Raw genomic sequence first — 15,157 nt, forward strand, 5'->3', positions numbered from 1 at the left:
ACGCGGGGAGGAAGACCGCGCTCAGCGGCCGCCGGCGGGGTGCTTGGCGAACAGGCCCGGCGGCATCGGCTTGCCGTTCGCGGCATAGGTGGCCTTGAGGAACTCGTAGGCCTCCGACTCGGAGATGAAGCCGTCGCGATCGCGGTCGATCTTGGCGAAGTCGGCGGCGCGTTGCGGCGCCACGGCGAGGAATTCCGCACGCGACACCCGGCCGTCGCCGCTGCGGTCGGTCTTGGCGAACGAAGCGTCGCCGCACTTGCCCTCGCCGCATTTGCCTTCCGCCTGCGCGGCCTTGCTGCCGGGCTTGCTGGCGCCGCACTTGCCTTCGCCGCACTTGCCCTCGGCGCCGGCATGGCTGGCGCCGAGCAGATAGCCCTGCGCCAGCGGCTGCATGGCGAAGGCCGAACCGGCGAACAATCCGGTCAAGGCGGTCGCGGCGAGGGCCACGCCGAGTACGCCGGCCGATGCGGGCTTGGCGCGCGGGTCGGAACGCCGTTCGGAGGTCTTGGAGGTACGGGTTTCGGAACCTGACATCGGGTTGCTCCAGTGAAGAGCACGGATGCGCCGTGCGTGAGTCGCTGTCTGCGACGGGATGGGAATTCGGAATGGATAAAACGAATGCCGCTCAGGGCGAAGCGGCGGCCAGCGGCCGGGGCGGCTGTAAACGGCTCAGCGTCAGCAGCCCCAGGCCGAGCACGGCCAGCGCGGCGCCGAACACCGGCAGCAGCGGCGCGAACGACAGGCCGATCGCCAATGCGGTCCAGCCCCAGGCGCGGCGGTCGGCGCTGGCCGTAACCGGCGTGCGGCGGGCGATCAGCGCATCCAGGCTGAGCCGGCCGGCGCCGTTCAAGATCAGCGGCAGCAACATCGCCAGATACAGCAGCGGCAATTTGTAGTTGCCGTAGCCGTCGTCGGTGATGGCGTAGCCGCGCCACAGCTCGGCCAGGTTGGCCCAGTGCTGCGGCCAGTGCACCGCGCCGATCGCGACGAGGGTCAGCACCCACAACGCCGCCGCGGCATAGCGTGTGCCCAGCCCCAGCAACAAGGCCACGCTGGCGCCGAGTTCCAGACCGGTCGCCAAGTGCCAGTTGAGGTCGGCGCCGAACCAGGAAAACGGCGGCGGAAACCGCCCGCCGAGTTCGGCGAACCAGTTCTGCCCGTGCAGCTTTTCGCGTCCGGCTTCGAAGAATTCCCACGCCAACAGGGCGCGCAGGCCCAGCGGCGCCAGCCAGCGGCCTACCGCGTCGATGCGGACCAGGAACGGCACGCGGGCGGAAGAATCGGTGCGGGTCGCGACGGTCGACATGGTGCGCTCCTGGGCGTTGGCGGCTGCGTTTCGGAGGCGCCATTTCGCCCGCACGCGGTATCCGCACCGTGTCGCCGGGAACCGCTTTTTGTATCCGGACCCTGCTCGCCCCCGGCGCGGATACAGTGCGATACAAAGCCGCTGCGGCTACGCAGGCCGGAGACCGATCCGCGGCCGGGTTTCGCCGGCGCGCCGGCTCGCCGCCCTCGACCGGCAGTCAAGCGCGCCCGGCGCGATCGGGCATGCGCCGCTGGCTGGGGCTGGGGATTGCGGCCATCGCGCGCGGCTCAGCCCCGCGGCTCATGCCAGCGGGCGGCGGCTCGTCCACAAACGCAGACCGGCGCTGCGCCGGACCGCTCGCAACGCACCGCGATCGCCGCCTCCGCCGATGCGCGGACCGACGGCGTCGCTGGGCGCCAAGCTCAGCGGAAATGGTTCTGCAGGAAGCTTTCGGTGGCCTCGATCAAGGCATCGACCTGGCGCCGGCTCTTGCCCAGGTTGAACATGCGGTCCATCGGCAGCACCAGCAACTCGCCTTCGCCGCCGTGGTAGCGGATCAGGCTTTCCGCCTGCGCCGGCTGCGGCGCGCCGATTTCGTCCTGGGTGCCGACGGCGACCATCAGCGGGCCGCCGTAGCGGGCGATCTCCGCCGGCGGCGACAGCGTGAACAGGCTGACGAAGAACGGTTGCTTCAGCGCGACGGTGCGCCCGACCGCCAGATCGACCGTGGTCGGCACGCTGCCGCCGGCCAGTCCCTGGCGAATCTTGTCGCGACCCAGGCGCTGGATGAAGGCCGCGCCGACGTCGACGTCCGGGTTCCACAACGCCAGGCCGTCGAGCGGATAGCGGCTGCGCGCGGCGACCGCGCTGGCGACCGCGCCGCCCATGCCCCAGCCCACCACCGCCATGCGTTGCGGGTCGACCTTGCCCGAACCGGCCAGGTATTCCAGCGCCTGTACGCCGTCGACCACGAACGCATCCAGGCTGCCGTCGGCGAACTGGCCGTCGCTGTCGCCGTTGAAGCGATAGTCGATGCGCAGGCTGGCGATGCCCTGCTGGGCCCAGCGCTGTGCCGCGCGCGCGTACACGCCTTCCTTGACCGCGCCGCCACGGCGTTCGTCGCGGTTGCCGGCGAACTCGGGCAACAGCAGCACCACCGGCGGATTGCGCACCCGCTCCGGCAGGTTCAAGGTGCCGATCACCTTGCGCCCGGCAACGACATAGGCGGCCTGCGATTCGCCGGCCCAGGCCGGGCATGCGGCGAACGCCAGCAAGGCGGCGAGCGCGGTGCGGAGCGGGAATCGGGGCATGGGCGCGGTTTCCAGAGTTCGGCAACAACGGACCGCCGGGATCGGCCGGCTGATCGGGCCGCCGCAGCGGCCCGGCTTCGGACGCTCTCGCGTCCCGCGCATCGGCGACGCCCCCTCGCAGCGCCGGTCGCGCGGGAATTGTAACGGCGCTGGCGGCCCAAGGATGCGCCGCTCAGCCCGCGTCGCCCAACCGCACGCGGCCCGGCCTGTGCGCGCCGGACTAGAGCGCGTACTCGCAGAACAGGTAGGTCGGCTCGTCCAACATCGGCAGCAGGCGCATTTCGCGCAAAGCGCCGGCCGGCGCGGCCGCGGCATCGCCTTCAAGCGCCCAATTGCAATCGCGCTCGCGGCAGCGGCCGCGGCTGCCTTTCGGCGGCGCGTCGGCCCAGGCGCTGCGGAACGCTCGTACGTAAGGCTGCGGTGGCCCCGGAAGTTCGATCCCGAGCCGATGCACCAGACCGTCGCGCAACTCGCGCCGCACCTGCACCGGTTCGACGCCGAGCACGCTCAAGCCGCGACCGGACAGCTTGGATTCGCCGACGCACTCCGGCTCGCACAGCGGTGGGCCGAGGTCGGGCTGTTGCGCCAGCCAGGCCGTCGCAGCCTGCGCGGTCGCCGGGCACGCGGCCTGCGCCGGCGCGAACAGTGCGCTGGCGCACAGCAGCAAGGGCGCGCCCAGCCGATCCCGCATCCGCAGGCGCCGCGGCGCCCGATCCGTCCCTGTCCGCATCGTTTTCGTCCCTTGCCGCTTCGCGATGGGCGGCCGAGGGCGCAGCCTACAGGGATCGCGCGCGATTGCGTACCGCCGCTCGCAGGCGGCGGGCCCGACGCATGCCGTCCCCGCTGTGTCGACCCGGCGGTTGCCCGCGACCGCAGCGGTTACAGTGCTTGCGCCGACCGCGGGCCCGGCCCCATCCGCGTCCTTCCGTCCTCATTCGTATCGTTCCGGCATGAGCATCGACATCCGTCCCGCCCGCTGGCCGCAGGACCTGGCGTGCGTCCGCGAACTGTTGCGCGAATACGCGCAAAGCCTGGACGTGGATCTCGCGTTCCAGGATTTCGAAAACGAACTGGCCAGTCTGCCCGGCAAGTACGCGCCGCCGCGCGGCGAGCTGCTGATCGCCTGGCGCGGAAGCCAGGCCCTGGGCTGCATCGCACTGCGTCCGCTGGCCGCCGGGGACGCCGAAATGAAACGCTTGTACGTGCGCCCGCAGGCGCGCGGCGAACACCTCGGGCGGCGACTGGCCGAGCGTGCCTGCGTGCAGGCGCGCGCCGCCGGTTACGCGCGCCTGTGCCTGGACACCCTGCCGAGCATGGCGCCGGCGCAACGACTGTATCGCTCGCTGGGGTTCGCGCCGATCGCGCCCTACGTGTTCAATCCGGTACCGGGCACGCAATTCCTGGTCCTGGACCTGCAGGAGCGTGGGCCCGCGCCGGCGGTCGAAGCCGGCGCGGAGCGGGATTGATCAACGCCGGGCCTGGCGTTCGATCGAGTCGACCACCAGCGCCGCCAGGGCGTCGGCCTGCACATCGTTGAAGATGTCGTTGTGGCTGCGCGACACCGTATCGCGCCCGGCGATCACCCACACCGGCTCTCGGGTCGACTCCCGGCATTCTTCGGCGTCGGCACCGCGCGCGGTGATCAGGAAACCGGCGCGCCCGGCCGGCACCCGCGCCGGCACGGTGCGCTGACAGCCGCGCCAGTCGGTTTCCGGGCAGGGCGCACCGATGCCGCAGATCTGCGCGGTATGGGTCTGCCTGGATTCGCTGAAGCCGATCGGCGTGCCCTTGAACGCCAACCGGTGCAGGAAACCGACCGCGGTGTCGCCCTGCGCCTGCAGCACCACCAGCTTGCGATAGTCGCGATCGAGGAACTCGCGCTGGCGCTGGTACTCGGCGGTGTCGGCCGCCGTGCCTTCGGCCTGGGCCAGCGCCGCGCGTTGCGCGGCGAACGCGTTCTTGAGTTCGGTCTGCAGGCCTTCGAATTCCAGCTCGGACACCGCCGGATTGAGCATGATGTATTCCGAGCCGTCCAGGGCCGGGCCGCTCAGGTTCAGCCGCATCGCCTGGAACAAGGCCGAGCCGCCCAGGCTGTGGCCGATGATCACCAGCGGTCGCGCCGACTGCCGCCCTTGCAGCTCTTGCAAGATCGCCACGATCTCCTTCAGGCCGTTGCGTCCGACCTCGGTCGAGGCGCGCTTGCGCGGCCAGATGGTCGGAAAGTCCAGCCACTGCGCCGGCAACCGCAGGTCGTACTCGTCGCCGCGCCAGCCCACGTAGAGCCCGTCGACGCTGTCGACCGGCACGCCGGCCTCGTCGAGCCGGCTTTCCAGCTTGCCCAGGAAGCCGGTGAAATCGCGCAGGTTCCGGTCGTCCTGGCTGGGGTCGTGGTGCCAACCGTTGACGAACACCACGATCGGTTCGCGGGTCGATTCGTCGCCGAGCCAGCGGCGCATGCGCTCGCGCTGTTCGGGGTGGAAGATGGCGCCCTTTTCGCTGACCTCGATCGCCATCAGTTGCGAGCGGCTGCCGACTTGCCTGGCGTCGTGCACATCCCAATAGGCCTTGTCCGGATAGCTGACGCAGCCGCTGCCGGCCAGGCAGCCCAGGATCGCCAGGGCCGCGATGATCGTCCGTGCTTTCATGTGTCCTTCCCCCGTGGCCACTCCGCGGCCTTTGCCGCCGATCGCTTCGTGTCCCCCGCTGCGATGCGCGACGCGCATCCGGAGGCCCGTTGTCGATAACGTGCGCGAGGGGCGGGAACGGTCAACGTGCCTTACGGCGGCCAAGACTCGCGCGCGCCTAGGTCGCGATGCTTCGGCCGTCGTGGGATTCGGTCAGAAAAGCCGGTGCCAAACCTCGCCGCGCACAGCCCGCACCAGCCCGGAATCAGCGCGACTCCCGCTCCAACTCGGCGCTCTTGCGCTCGAACTCCTTCACCACCGGATCGTCCGAACCGTAGTGCTTGGCCAGGAAGGCGCGCAGCGCTTCGCGGTACTCCGCACGGAACGTGGGATTGGCCGGACTGACCGCAAGCTGGGCCGCAGCCTGATCGACCGCGGCGCGATCCTCGATCAGAGTGCGGCGAATGCCGTAATCGGAACGGTCGGACAGGATCACGATATTGCGCTCGAAGCCCGGCACGTACTTGGCCGTGAAGCGCTCGCCCTGGGGAGGGATCAGGATCGCATTGCGGATCGGATGGATCGCCGCCGACAAGGTGTCGAACGCGACCTGGACATCGCGTCCGTCGGCCGTCCTGAGCACGGCGGCATAGGCATAGACCGTGCTGTTGTTGAGCTTGGCGTCGGTGCGCTTGGCGCCGACCACCACCGCCGAGCCCTCGGTGCCGGCCGCATTGAGGAACCAGGCATTGAGATAGCGGCCGGCGAACAGATTGGCCTGGGCCAGCAGCAGGAAGGCGATGCTGATCCCGCCCCACCAGCCGCGGCCGCGCCGCCGCCCCCACAGCCAGCCCAACCCTAAGCCCAGCCCGCACAGCAGCACGAACGCCCAGAACGGGTGGTGGGTGAGGAAGTACAGGACAGCGGAGAGGACGGCCATTGCGAACAGTTCCGGATAAGCGCCCCGCATCGGCGGCCGATGCGGGCTGGGCGCTTTGTAGCGTGATGCGGCAGCCGGCGCAACGCCGATCGCGGCTCCTGCGCGATGGAGCACCGCCGTCCGCGGCCCCGGCCCCGTCGGCCATGGCGCCGACGCCCCACCCGGCCCGGCCATGCCGACGCCGCCCGGCCCTGCACGGATGCGGGTTTCGAGGTGACGAATGTCGGTTGCCGCCGCCTCGCGCGCGGCCTAGCTTGGCAAAGTCCGACCTCCACGCCTTCGCCGACCCGCTCCGCAGGACGGCGCCTCCCGAAACCGGATCAGCGCATGCCCGCGCCCTCGCCTACCGACGTCCGCATGCTGCAACGCGCGCCTTGCGCCGGGTTGCGCCCGTTCGTGCAGCAATTGATCGTCGTCGAATGCGTCGCGGACGTGCGCGACAGCCATCTGCCCGACACCGCCTCGGTGCTCGCGTTCTCGTTCCGCGAGCGCTGCCGGCTCGACGACGGGCGCGCCGTGCCCACCGTCGCCTTCACCGGCCTGCACGACCGCCTGCGCAGCCACGAGCATCCGCGCGGCCACGGCCTGGCCCTGGCCAAGTTCACCCCGGTCGGCGCCGCGGCCCTGCTGCGGCCGCCGCAGGACGAATTCGCCGGCACCACCGTCGACCTCGACGATCTGGCCGAGCGCGACTGCGGCACTCAACGCCTGCTCGAACAACTGGCCGTCGCCGCCGACGCGGCCGCGCGCCTGGACCGGCTGGAAGCCTATCTGCTGCATCGTCTCGGCAACGCCCGTCCCGATCCGCTGGTTGCCGCGGCGATCGGCTGGCTGCAGCGCGCGCCCGCCGGCGCCCGCATCGAAACGCTGAGCCGGCATATCGGCCTGAGCCAGAGCGCGCTGGAGCGCCGCTTCCGCCGCATCGTCGGCGTGACGCCGAAGAAGTACGCCAGCACCCTGCGGCTGGAGCGCGCTTTGGCGGCTTACCGCCCCGGCATCGACCTCGCTGGATTGGCCTTGGCCGCCGGCTATTACGACCAAGCCCATTTCAACCACGACTTCCGTCGCGCCACCGGGCGCTCGCCCGGCGCCCACTTCGGCACGACTTGAGCGTGCAGGCCCCGAACCAGTCGACCTGCGCCGCCCAGCCCCGACGCACGCCGCAACGCCCGCAAGGCGGCCGACGCTCGAACGCCTAGCGTTTGGTGCCGAACGCCGAATTCTTACAAGCCCGCCCAGCCTGGCCGGCGCAAAGTACGCCCGCCCGGCGCAGCTCATACGGCCCAGGTCGAACGCGACCGAGCGGCAGTGCATGCAACCACCACCGCTAGAGCTGCATCACAGTTATTGACCGCCCAATGCGGTAACCGCCACACGAGGAGCACGCCCCATGAACACCTACGTCATGCTGTTCCGCCGCAACCGCCAACAGCCTCTCGCCCCGGCCGACGAACTGCGCATGAAGCAGAACATCGCCTTCTGGGTCGAACAGAAGATCGACGCCGGCCACCGCCTCGTACCGCACTCGCTCAGCACCGACAGCCATCACGCCGGCCCGCATTCCGATCTGGTGCGCAGCGACGACCTCATCGTCTCCGGCCTGCTGTTCTTCGTCGCCGACAGCTACGAGCAAGCCGTGCGCGTGGCCGACTCGCACCCGGCCACGGACTTCGGCTTCAACGTGGAAATGCGGGCCTGGTCGACGCCGAACCGGGCGGCGGTGGCGGCGGCGAATGCGGCTTGAGCGAGCGCAGCGGCGAACGCGGCGTCCTGGCGACGTCCGCGTTTGCTACGGCGCAATCACCTTCGCAGGGGCCTCGGTCAGGGAACGCCCAAGATCTCTTCCAGCGCATTGCGGACCGAGGTCAGAAACCGCTCTTAGAACGCAACATTGATAGGGGAAACCTCTACGACGCGCTCCTTCTGCCAACTCAGGTAGAGCGGCAAATACCACATCAGCGACAGCCTACATTTCGCTGAAAAATTACCCATCGATTAATAGCCATGGCTTAGCTATTTTGAAATGCTCCCTTCGAAGAGCAAGGTGTACACGCTCTAAAAGTCCAATTCTAAAAAAGGTGAAACCGGAGTCTCGCCCCTCGTTCTGAAGAAACTTCTCTTCGCTTACCTCCCACAAATCGTCGACCCAAAAATACGCCTTCAGTAATTTGGCCTGGCGAGCTAATACTTGATGCCGCAACATGCGTTCAGCAAGTGGATCGCCGACACGGTGCACAGCGTTCGCTGCGCCATTGGCCTTTACATAAAAGGTCGTATGGAACCCGCCCACATCTTTCCCAAGCTCCGGCGATGTGACAAAAACCCCTTCCACCAGAATCTGATAAAGCGCCATTTCAAAAAGCTCCCTGCGGTCACTTACGCCTATCAAGCTCTCGATCCAGACGCTGCGAGTCCAACCTACCGTCCACACGAAAGACGCCCTGAAATCCCTCCGCCTTGATCTTGACACTCATATTAGGAATCTCCAGGCCGGCAGCATTGCTCACTGCATTTATCACACCATTGAATCGAGCAATGTCAGCCTGCTCCGCAGGCCGAGGAGCAGCATCCTGGATATACTCCGCGGCCTCCGCGACTCTCTGCAGCCCCACGATCCGCCCGACCTCTGCCTCCAGCAGCTGCATCGGATTGTGATCGATTTCCATTCCAGCGAAGACTCCAACGTCGTGATTGCCCGCGATGCCTATGTTGAGCATCGATCGACATCGAGCGTGCGTATGTCGACGTTCCGAGGCGCCCTAGGCCTGGCCAGCCGCCTTGCCAGGGCTACGGCGCGAGTCCGAGCACTGGCTCGTCACAATTTCGCAATTCTTTTGAAACACCATGAGCGCGACCGGCCCTCCTGGCCCACCGTCCTTCGCCATGCGCCCTTTCCGTGCCCTGATCCTGACCCTCCTGCTCGTCGCCGCCACGCCAGCGCTGGCCCAGTCGTCTTACACCCCGATCGAAGACCGCCTCAGCCCCGAGCAACTGCGCGAAGTCGCGCTGACGCCGACCCAGTTGCAGACGCTGAACCGGATGCTGCGCGAAGCGGCGGAGAAAGATGCGGCCAACGCGCCGGCCGCAGTGGCGTCGGACGCGGCCGGCCAAGCGCCGCGGCGCGGGCCGGCCCAGTACATCGGTCTGGACGATCAGCCGATCAAGAGCCGGCTCAAGCACGATGTCGCCGGCTGGGAGCCGGGCACGGTGTTCGAACTCGACAACGGGCAACAGTGGAAGGTGCTCAAGGGCAGCATGACGTTGCGCAAGCCGATGAACACGCCGGAGATCGTGGTCGTGCCCGGCGTGGCCGGGCGCTGGTTCCTGCAGGTGGACGAAGATTTGCCCAAGGCGCGGGTGTATCGGATCGATTAATCCGCGTGCGTTATGGCTGAGGCTCGAAAGCAGCAGCCCTGTGTGGATATCACGTGTGCCACGACGCGCAGCCGCGACTCGCTGTGACAATTGCGGGCCCATGGTCGCGGCTTACGCCGCTCCTACAGAAGCAAAAGCGGCGGTTCGCGCTCAGAAACTGCGTGCGATGCCGACGAAGACGCGGACCACGCCGTCGGTGTCGTCTTCGATCAGCGGGCTGTCCTGGATTTCGTCGGGCAGGGCCTGGTAGTTGAAGTCGGCGATCGCGCGCCACTTCTGCGCGAAGGGCTTGGCCAGCGTCACGCCGACGTGCGGCACGGTGGCGCGCCCGGGACGGTAGCGGATCACGCCGCGCGCGACTTCTTCGTCGAGGGTGCCGTAGTAGTAGTCGGCCAGGTCCGCGGACAGCACCGAGACACCGACGCTCGGGGTGATCAGCAGGCCCGCGGCCTGCATCGGGTAGCGGTAGCTGAGGTCGGCCTCGTAGCCGCCGCTGACGTCGGCGATGTCGGCGCGCAGATCGAGTTGCAATTCGCCGGCGGCACCGCGCCAGCTGGCCGATATACCGGCGTCGACGGCGTCGTCGCGGTCATCGAGCCGGTCGCGATCGATGCCGTGCGAAGCCAGGGCGCGGCGGCCGAAATCGTCGGCGTCCATCGCGTCGAGGCGGCCGGCAAGGAAGCCGTCGAGGACGAAGCGTTCGTTCTGCACCAGGTGATAGCCGGCGGTGATGCCGCGCAGGTAGAAGCGCTCGCCTTCGTAGCCGAACAACGGCACTACCCGATGGTGGCGGCCTTCGCCGGCGTAGAGTTCGCCGCGGCCGCCGGCGGCGACGCCAAGGCTCCAGTTCGATGGCGCCAGGTCGGCGCGGTCTTCGCCGGCTTCGCGGACTTGGGCGAAAGCGGCCAACGGCAGGCACAGCATCAGCAACGGCAAGGTTCGTAACATGCGCATGTAGGGGGCTCGATGGGGGCGCACGGCGCGATCGCGCGGTGTCGTTCGGCCACGCTAGGCGCCGATTTTTAAGAGTTCTTTAAGCGCGCTGGCGTGCGCGCGTCAAAGCTGTGCGCGGCGACACGCTAATGGCGCGCCAGAGTGAATGCACGGCCAATGGGCATGCGGCGCAGACGCGCCGTGCGCTCGCGCATGGTCGCGCGCGCTCAGGCCGCGCCGGCCAGCAGATCGATCAACGCGCGCGCCGCCGCCGACAGACTGCGGTGCGGCGCGTAGATCAGCGAAAACGGGCGCGAGCGGCCGCGCAACTGCGGCAATACTTCCACCAGGCGGCCGCGCTGCAGGCGATCGGCGACGACGAAATCGTAGCTCTGGCAGATGCCGACGCCCTGCTCGGCCAGCGAGACTACGCCGAGCACGTCGTCGGACACCAGCAACGGCGCCGGCGGCGTCCAGTCCAGATCGCGGCCGTCCTCGCGCAGCCACCACGACGCCAGGCGGCCGGTGCTGGGCATCACGAACGGGAGGCATACATGCTCGCGCAGTTGCGCCAGATCGTCCGGCATGCCCGCGCGGCGCAGATAGTCCGGCGAGGCGACCAGGCACAACGCCGCGTCCTCGAGCTTGCGCGCGACCAGACCGCTGTCGGGCAAGGCGCCCAGTCGCACCGCCAGATCGAAACCTTCCGCGACCAGATCGACGTTGCGGTTGGCGATGTTGACCTCGATCTGCACGCGCGGATGCCGCGCGGCGAAGCACTGCAGCAACGGCGGCAGGCGGTAGTGGCCGTACGTGGTCGGCGCGCTGATCCGGACCCGCCCGGTCAATTCGCCGTCTTCGCCCTGGATGCTGCGTTCGGCGTCGTCGATCAACGCGAACGCGGCGCGCGCCTGCTCCAGGTACAAGCGTCCGGCATCGGTCAGGCCCTGGCGGCGGGTGGTCCGGCGCAACAACTGGCTGCCGAGCCGGGTTTCCAGGCGCGCGACGGCGCGGCTGATCACCGAAGGCGTGGTCGACAGCGCCACGGCGGCAGCGGTGAGCGAGCCGTGTTCGACCACGGCGACGAAGGCCTCGACGTCGCCGAGGTGGTCGAAGCGACGGCTCATTTTTGCCTCCACGGCACGAATGATTTCCCGAACCGGAAGTTTATCGCCGCAAGTGCGCCCAATACAGTGGCGCCACCCTCAAGGAGATCCCGCCCATGTCCCCCGTCCTGCCCCGCCCGGTGTTGTTCGTGCTGACCAGCCACGACCGCAAGGGCGCCACCGGCCAGCCGACCGGCTACTACCTCGGCGAAGTCACCCACCCGCTGGCCGAGCTCGACGCAGCCGGGATCGCGGTGGAATTCGCCTCGATCCAGGGCGGAAAGCCGCCGGTGGACGGCCTCGACCTCGACGATCCGGTCAATGCCGGCTACTGGAACGACCCCGCATTCCGCCACGCCGTCGCGACCACCCGGCGCCTCGACCAGGTCGACGCCTCACGCTACGCGGCGGTGTTCTTCGCCGGCGGCCACGGTGCGATGTGGGACTTCCCCAACAGCGCCGCCGTGGCCCGGGTCGCGCGCGAGGTGTATCAGGCCGGCGGCGCGGTCGCTGCGGTCTGTCATGGGCCGGCGGCGTTGGTGAACGTGGTTCTCGACGACGGCCACGCCCTGGTCGCCGGCAAGCGCGTGGCCGCGTTCACCGACAGCGAAGAGCGCGCGGTCGGACTCGAACGCGTCGTGCCGTTCCTGCTCGCCTCCACCCTGACCGAACGCGGCGCCTTGCACCAGCCCGCGCCGGACTGGACCGCGCAGGTCGTGGTCGACGGCCGCCTGATCACCGGCCAGAACCCGCAATCGGCCAGCGGCGTCGGCGCCGCCTTGCGCGATCGCGTGCTGGCCGACGCCTGATCCACCCTGCCTACGGAATCCCCGACATGACGCTTGTTTCCAAACTGAGCCTCGCGCTCGCGATGACCCTGGCCGCCGGCGCCGCCCAAGCCGGCAACGTGCTGGTCGTGCTGTCCGATGCCGACCATCTCGACCTGAAAGACGGCAAGACCTTCGCTACCGGCTTCTATCTCAACGAGCTGATGCAACCGGTCAAGCGCCTGCTCGACGCCGGCCACCGGCTCACCTTCGCCACGCCGCAAGGGCGCGCGCCGACGCTGGATCGAGGCTCGGTCGATCCGATGTATTTCGGCGGCGACGCCGCGGCGCTACGCGAACACCAGGCCTTGCTCGAACGGCTCGCACTGACCTCGAGCGAGCGCTCGCCGGTGGTCAGCCTGGCGCGCATCGAGCAGCAAGGCTACGCGCGCTACGATGCGGTCTACATCCCCGGCGGCCACGCGCCGATGCAGGACTTGCTGCACAGCCCGGCGCTCGGACGGCTGCTCTCCGACTTCCACAGTCGCGGCAAGCCCACGGCGCTGGTCTGCCACGGCCCGATCGCGCTGTTGTCGACCCTGCCGCAGGCATCGGCCTTCACCGCCGAACTGACCGCCACCGGCCGGGCGGCGCCGCCGCCGGCGCATTGGATCTATCACGGTTACCGGGTCACCGTGATCAGCAATCAGGAAGAAGAGATCGCCAAGCCGCAGCTCGGCGGCGGCCAGATGCGCTTCTATCCGCAGACCGCCCTGGAACAGGCCGGCGCCGCCTACCTCAGCAACGCCCAGCCGTGGGCCGCGAACGTGGTGGTCGACCGCGAACTGATTACCGGCCAGAACCCGGCCTCGGCCACGGGCGTGGCCGACGAACTGCTCAAGCGCTTGAAGTAGGCGCGAAAAAGGGCGCGCTCGCAGCGCCGCCCCTTGCGGTCCGCATCACAGGATCTCGATCCGCAACCGCTGCAGATGCCGCGGATCGACCACCACGTCGATCCCGGCGATGCGCTCGCCGGCCAGGGCGAACAGGAATGCGCCGCGCACCCTGCCGCCCGGCGCCCATACCGCGCCGATCTCGCCGTCGATCAGCGCCGGCTGCGCCGCCTGAGCGCGCCCCTCGAACGCCTCGGCCACAGCCTGCGCGCCGCGCGCGTACGCGGCCAACTTCGGCGCGCCATCGGCCTGTCGCGCCACGCTGGCCAACACCGCGGTCGGATCGGCGCGCAGCACCACGTCCGGGTCGAGTGCGGTCAACAGGCCGGCGAAGTCGCCGTTGCGCGAGGCACTCAGGAAGGCGTCGACCACCCGCCGCCGACGCAGCGAATCGACCGGCGCGGCCACGCGCTCGGCCGCGGCCGCGCCCTGCACCCGCCGCCGCGCACGGCTGGCCAATTGGCGCGCGTTGATGGCGCTGGTGCCGACGATGGGAGCGATCTCCTCGAACGACACCGCGAACAGGTCGTGCAGGACGAAGGCCAGGCGTTCGGCCGGATTCAAGGTCTCCAGCACCAGCAGCAAGGCCGGGCCCATCGCGTCGGCGAGCACGGCCTGCTGTTCCGGGCCGGGTTCGTCGGCCGACTCGGTCTCGTCCGCGCCCGGCTCCCACTGCATCGACTCCTCGCGCCGGGTCTTGCGCGCGCGCAGCGCATCCAGCGCCACCCGCGCGACCACCGTGGTCAGCCAACCGGCCAGGTTGGCGACCTCGCGAGTGTCGGCGCGGCTGAGCCGCAGCCAGGCCTCCTGCACTGCATCGTCGGCCTCGTTGGCCGACCCCAGCATGCGCAGCGCGACCGCGCGCAGATGGCCGCGTTGGCTTTCGAACTGCGCGGCCAGCCATTGGGAGTCGTGCATAGAGCGGCGTCCTGTGAATGGGTTCGAAGGTTCGACGCGACAGCGGGCCGCGGTGTGACAGCCGCCGGGCCGGCCACCTTGTCGACGCACCGCCTAACTTGCCACGTTCCCGCGCTCCGCCGCGTCGGACCCGATGTCGGCGCCTCGCACCGCGCACCGGCAATGCGCCCGCCGGCATCGTCACGTTTTTGCGCCCTGCCCCGTCAGCCCATCGAGGCGGCGCGATCGCGCCGATCCCAGCTCACCCACCCCACAGGAACACACCCATGCAGATCCAGCCCCGTATGAACAACCCGGCCCTGGTCCACCCGGACACCATGAAGGCGCTGTGGGCGCTGAAAGCCTCGGTCGAGCGCAAAGGCGTGGCCGAGGCCACGCTGATGCTGATCGAGTTGCGCGCCAGCCAGATCAACGGCTGCAGCGCGTGCGTGGACATGCACTGCAAGATGAGCAAGAACGCTGGCGAGAGCGACGAGCGCCTGTTCGCGGTCTCGGCCTGGCGCGAGGCCCCCTACTTCAATGCCGCCGAACGCGCCGCGCTGGCGCTGACCGAAGCCTTGACCCGAATCAGCGATCGCCCCGATGCGGTCTCCGACGAGATCTGGAACGAGGCCGCGCGCCATTACGACGAGGCCGCGCTAGCGGCGTTGGTGGTGGCGATCGCCAACATCAATGTCTGGAACCGGCTCAATGTCGCCGTGCGTCAGCCGGTCGGCGCATGGACGGCCTGAAACCGCCAACGCGAACGGCGGCCCGCAGGCCGCCGTTCGCGTCGATGCGGTCGCGCGCGATGGATCAACTCATCACGGCACGGCGGGTTTCGCTCTGCTGCGCGGCCGTCTGTTCGGACGGCGCCGCAAGCGGCGCCGCCGGCGGGGTCGACAAGGCGCGGGCCTGATCGAGAAACACCCGCCGGTGGCTCGGG

The 15,157-nt window shown here is 69.2% G+C and carries 18 protein-coding genes; 7 read left to right on the forward strand and 11 right to left on the reverse strand.

From position 1 onward, the window contains the following. Positions 1-21 precede the first annotated feature (21 nt). From TX83_RS13930 to TX83_RS13945, 4 genes are all read right to left on the reverse strand, one after another. Complete coding sequence (locus TX83_RS13930; protein WP_064748572.1) at positions 22-534, reverse strand: HvfA family oxazolone/thioamide-modified RiPP metallophore; 513 nt, start codon at positions 532-534, stop codon at positions 22-24. Between the two features lie 91 nt (positions 535-625). Continuing rightward, the gene (locus TX83_RS13935; protein WP_064748573.1) at positions 626-1,306 is read right to left on the reverse strand and encodes an HvfX family Cu-binding RiPP maturation protein; all 681 of its coding nucleotides are present in this window, start codon (positions 1,304-1,306) and stop codon (positions 626-628) included. 422 nt (positions 1,307-1,728) lie between these two features. Further along, positions 1,729-2,616, reverse strand: a complete 888-nt coding sequence (locus tag TX83_RS13940) for an alpha/beta hydrolase family protein (RefSeq protein WP_186442602.1) — start codon at positions 2,614-2,616, stop codon at positions 1,729-1,731. Positions 2,617-2,836: 220 nt separating this feature from the next. Further along, positions 2,837-3,307 carry a hypothetical protein gene (locus TX83_RS13945; protein WP_064748575.1) on the reverse strand — a complete coding sequence of 157 codons (471 nt, stop codon included), beginning with the start codon at positions 3,305-3,307 and terminating at the stop codon, positions 2,837-2,839. Between the two features lie 259 nt (positions 3,308-3,566). Between TX83_RS13945 and TX83_RS13950 the strand changes: the two genes are divergently transcribed. Continuing rightward, the gene (locus TX83_RS13950; RefSeq protein WP_064748576.1) at positions 3,567-4,082 is read left to right on the forward strand and encodes a GNAT family N-acetyltransferase; all 516 of its coding nucleotides are present in this window, start codon (positions 3,567-3,569) and stop codon (positions 4,080-4,082) included. On the opposite strand, the gene TX83_RS13955 is transcribed toward TX83_RS13950, so the two are convergent. Next, positions 4,083-5,261: an alpha/beta fold hydrolase gene (locus TX83_RS13955; RefSeq protein ID WP_141233508.1), complete on the reverse strand. Its 1,179-nt coding sequence runs from the start codon at positions 5,259-5,261 to the stop codon at positions 4,083-4,085. Between the two features lie 244 nt (positions 5,262-5,505). Further along, on the reverse strand, positions 5,506-6,180 hold the full coding sequence (locus TX83_RS13960) for a hypothetical protein (RefSeq protein WP_075575170.1): 675 nt from the start codon (positions 6,178-6,180) through the stop codon (positions 5,506-5,508). Positions 6,181-6,507: 327 nt separating this feature from the next. On the opposite strand from TX83_RS13960, the gene TX83_RS13965 reads away from it, so the two are divergent. Further along, complete coding sequence (locus tag TX83_RS13965) at positions 6,508-7,290, forward strand: AraC family transcriptional regulator (protein WP_186442603.1); 783 nt, start codon at positions 6,508-6,510, stop codon at positions 7,288-7,290. A gap of 280 nt (positions 7,291-7,570) precedes the next feature. Beyond that, entirely contained in the window at positions 7,571-7,924 is a 354-nt protein-coding gene (locus TX83_RS13970; RefSeq protein ID WP_064748580.1) for a hypothetical protein, read from the forward strand. A 240-nt stretch (positions 7,925-8,164) separates the two neighbouring features. Here TX83_RS13970 and TX83_RS22835 read toward each other — a convergent pair whose 3' ends face one another. Together TX83_RS22835 and TX83_RS13975 are read right to left on the reverse strand one after the other, a co-directional pair. Then, positions 8,165-8,533: a hypothetical protein gene (locus TX83_RS22835; protein WP_141233509.1), complete on the reverse strand. Its 369-nt coding sequence runs from the start codon at positions 8,531-8,533 to the stop codon at positions 8,165-8,167. 19 nt (positions 8,534-8,552) lie between these two features. Next, positions 8,553-8,897 carry a hypothetical protein gene (locus tag TX83_RS13975; RefSeq protein WP_064748581.1) on the reverse strand — a complete coding sequence of 115 codons (345 nt, stop codon included), beginning with the start codon at positions 8,895-8,897 and terminating at the stop codon, positions 8,553-8,555. 166 nt (positions 8,898-9,063) lie between these two features. On the opposite strand from TX83_RS13975, the gene TX83_RS13980 reads away from it, so the two are divergent. Next, positions 9,064-9,555, forward strand: coding sequence for a hypothetical protein (locus tag TX83_RS13980; RefSeq protein ID WP_064748582.1), 492 nt, complete (start codon positions 9,064-9,066; stop codon positions 9,553-9,555). A 150-nt stretch (positions 9,556-9,705) separates the two neighbouring features. Here the strand turns inward: TX83_RS13980 and TX83_RS13985 are convergent, their stop codons facing one another. Continuing rightward, the gene (locus TX83_RS13985) at positions 9,706-10,509 is read right to left on the reverse strand and encodes a MipA/OmpV family protein (RefSeq protein WP_222423767.1); all 804 of its coding nucleotides are present in this window, start codon (positions 10,507-10,509) and stop codon (positions 9,706-9,708) included. A gap of 206 nt (positions 10,510-10,715) precedes the next feature. Beyond that, the gene (locus tag TX83_RS13990; RefSeq protein ID WP_064748583.1) at positions 10,716-11,615 is read right to left on the reverse strand and encodes a LysR family transcriptional regulator; all 900 of its coding nucleotides are present in this window, start codon (positions 11,613-11,615) and stop codon (positions 10,716-10,718) included. A gap of 95 nt (positions 11,616-11,710) precedes the next feature. On the opposite strand from TX83_RS13990, the gene TX83_RS13995 reads away from it, so the two are divergent. Together TX83_RS13995 and TX83_RS14000 are read left to right on the forward strand one after the other, a co-directional pair. Further along, positions 11,711-12,403 carry a type 1 glutamine amidotransferase domain-containing protein gene (locus tag TX83_RS13995; protein WP_064748584.1) on the forward strand — a complete coding sequence of 231 codons (693 nt, stop codon included), beginning with the start codon at positions 11,711-11,713 and terminating at the stop codon, positions 12,401-12,403. Between the two features lie 26 nt (positions 12,404-12,429). Further along, positions 12,430-13,275 carry a type 1 glutamine amidotransferase domain-containing protein gene (locus tag TX83_RS14000; protein WP_064748585.1) on the forward strand — a complete coding sequence of 282 codons (846 nt, stop codon included), beginning with the start codon at positions 12,430-12,432 and terminating at the stop codon, positions 13,273-13,275. Between the two features lie 45 nt (positions 13,276-13,320). Here TX83_RS14000 and TX83_RS14005 read toward each other — a convergent pair whose 3' ends face one another. Next, positions 13,321-14,232, reverse strand: a complete 912-nt coding sequence (locus TX83_RS14005) for a sigma-70 family RNA polymerase sigma factor (RefSeq protein WP_064748586.1) — start codon at positions 14,230-14,232, stop codon at positions 13,321-13,323. A 266-nt stretch (positions 14,233-14,498) separates the two neighbouring features. Between TX83_RS14005 and TX83_RS14010 the strand changes: the two genes are divergently transcribed. Beyond that, the gene (locus TX83_RS14010) at positions 14,499-14,963 is read left to right on the forward strand and encodes a carboxymuconolactone decarboxylase family protein (RefSeq protein WP_222423768.1); all 465 of its coding nucleotides are present in this window, start codon (positions 14,499-14,501) and stop codon (positions 14,961-14,963) included. Positions 14,964-15,157 lie beyond the last annotated feature (194 nt).

This window comes from Lysobacter antibioticus HS124 (assembly GCF_000336385.2).
Taxonomy (GTDB): domain Bacteria; phylum Pseudomonadota; class Gammaproteobacteria; order Xanthomonadales; family Xanthomonadaceae; genus Lysobacter; species Lysobacter firmicutimachus.

What these genes read in the sequence shown, in the direction of transcription:
- TX83_RS13930 (WP_064748572.1), bottom strand. Translation starts at nt 534, where the DNA reads ATGTCAGGTTCCGAAACCCGTACCTCCAAGACCTCCGAACGGCGTTCC.
- TX83_RS13935 (WP_064748573.1), bottom strand. Translation starts at nt 1,306, where the DNA reads ATGTCGACCGTCGCGACCCGCACCGATTCTTCCGCCCGCGTGCCGTTC.
- TX83_RS13940 (WP_186442602.1), bottom strand. Translation starts at nt 2,616, where the DNA reads ATGCCCCGATTCCCGCTCCGCACCGCGCTCGCCGCCTTGCTGGCGTTC.
- TX83_RS13945 (WP_064748575.1), bottom strand. Translation starts at nt 3,307, where the DNA reads ATGCGGGATCGGCTGGGCGCGCCCTTGCTGCTGTGCGCCAGCGCACTG.
- TX83_RS13950 (WP_064748576.1), top strand. Translation starts at nt 3,567, where the DNA reads ATGAGCATCGACATCCGTCCCGCCCGCTGGCCGCAGGACCTGGCGTGC.
- TX83_RS13955 (WP_141233508.1), bottom strand. Translation starts at nt 5,261, where the DNA reads ATGAAAGCACGGACGATCATCGCGGCCCTGGCGATCCTGGGCTGCCTG.
- TX83_RS13960 (WP_075575170.1), bottom strand. Translation starts at nt 6,180, where the DNA reads ATGGCCGTCCTCTCCGCTGTCCTGTACTTCCTCACCCACCACCCGTTC.
- TX83_RS13965 (WP_186442603.1), top strand. Translation starts at nt 6,508, where the DNA reads ATGCCCGCGCCCTCGCCTACCGACGTCCGCATGCTGCAACGCGCGCCT.
- TX83_RS13970 (WP_064748580.1), top strand. Translation starts at nt 7,571, where the DNA reads ATGAACACCTACGTCATGCTGTTCCGCCGCAACCGCCAACAGCCTCTC.
- TX83_RS22835 (WP_141233509.1), bottom strand. Translation starts at nt 8,533, where the DNA reads ATGGCGCTTTATCAGATTCTGGTGGAAGGGGTTTTTGTCACATCGCCG.
- TX83_RS13975 (WP_064748581.1), bottom strand. Translation starts at nt 8,897, where the DNA reads ATGCTCAACATAGGCATCGCGGGCAATCACGACGTTGGAGTCTTCGCT.
- TX83_RS13980 (WP_064748582.1), top strand. Translation starts at nt 9,064, where the DNA reads ATGCGCCCTTTCCGTGCCCTGATCCTGACCCTCCTGCTCGTCGCCGCC.
- TX83_RS13985 (WP_222423767.1), bottom strand. Translation starts at nt 10,509, where the DNA reads ATGCGCATGTTACGAACCTTGCCGTTGCTGATGCTGTGCCTGCCGTTG.
- TX83_RS13990 (WP_064748583.1), bottom strand. Translation starts at nt 11,615, where the DNA reads ATGAGCCGTCGCTTCGACCACCTCGGCGACGTCGAGGCCTTCGTCGCC.
- TX83_RS13995 (WP_064748584.1), top strand. Translation starts at nt 11,711, where the DNA reads ATGTCCCCCGTCCTGCCCCGCCCGGTGTTGTTCGTGCTGACCAGCCAC.
- TX83_RS14000 (WP_064748585.1), top strand. Translation starts at nt 12,430, where the DNA reads ATGACGCTTGTTTCCAAACTGAGCCTCGCGCTCGCGATGACCCTGGCC.
- TX83_RS14005 (WP_064748586.1), bottom strand. Translation starts at nt 14,232, where the DNA reads ATGCACGACTCCCAATGGCTGGCCGCGCAGTTCGAAAGCCAACGCGGC.
- TX83_RS14010 (WP_222423768.1), top strand. Translation starts at nt 14,499, where the DNA reads ATGCAGATCCAGCCCCGTATGAACAACCCGGCCCTGGTCCACCCGGAC.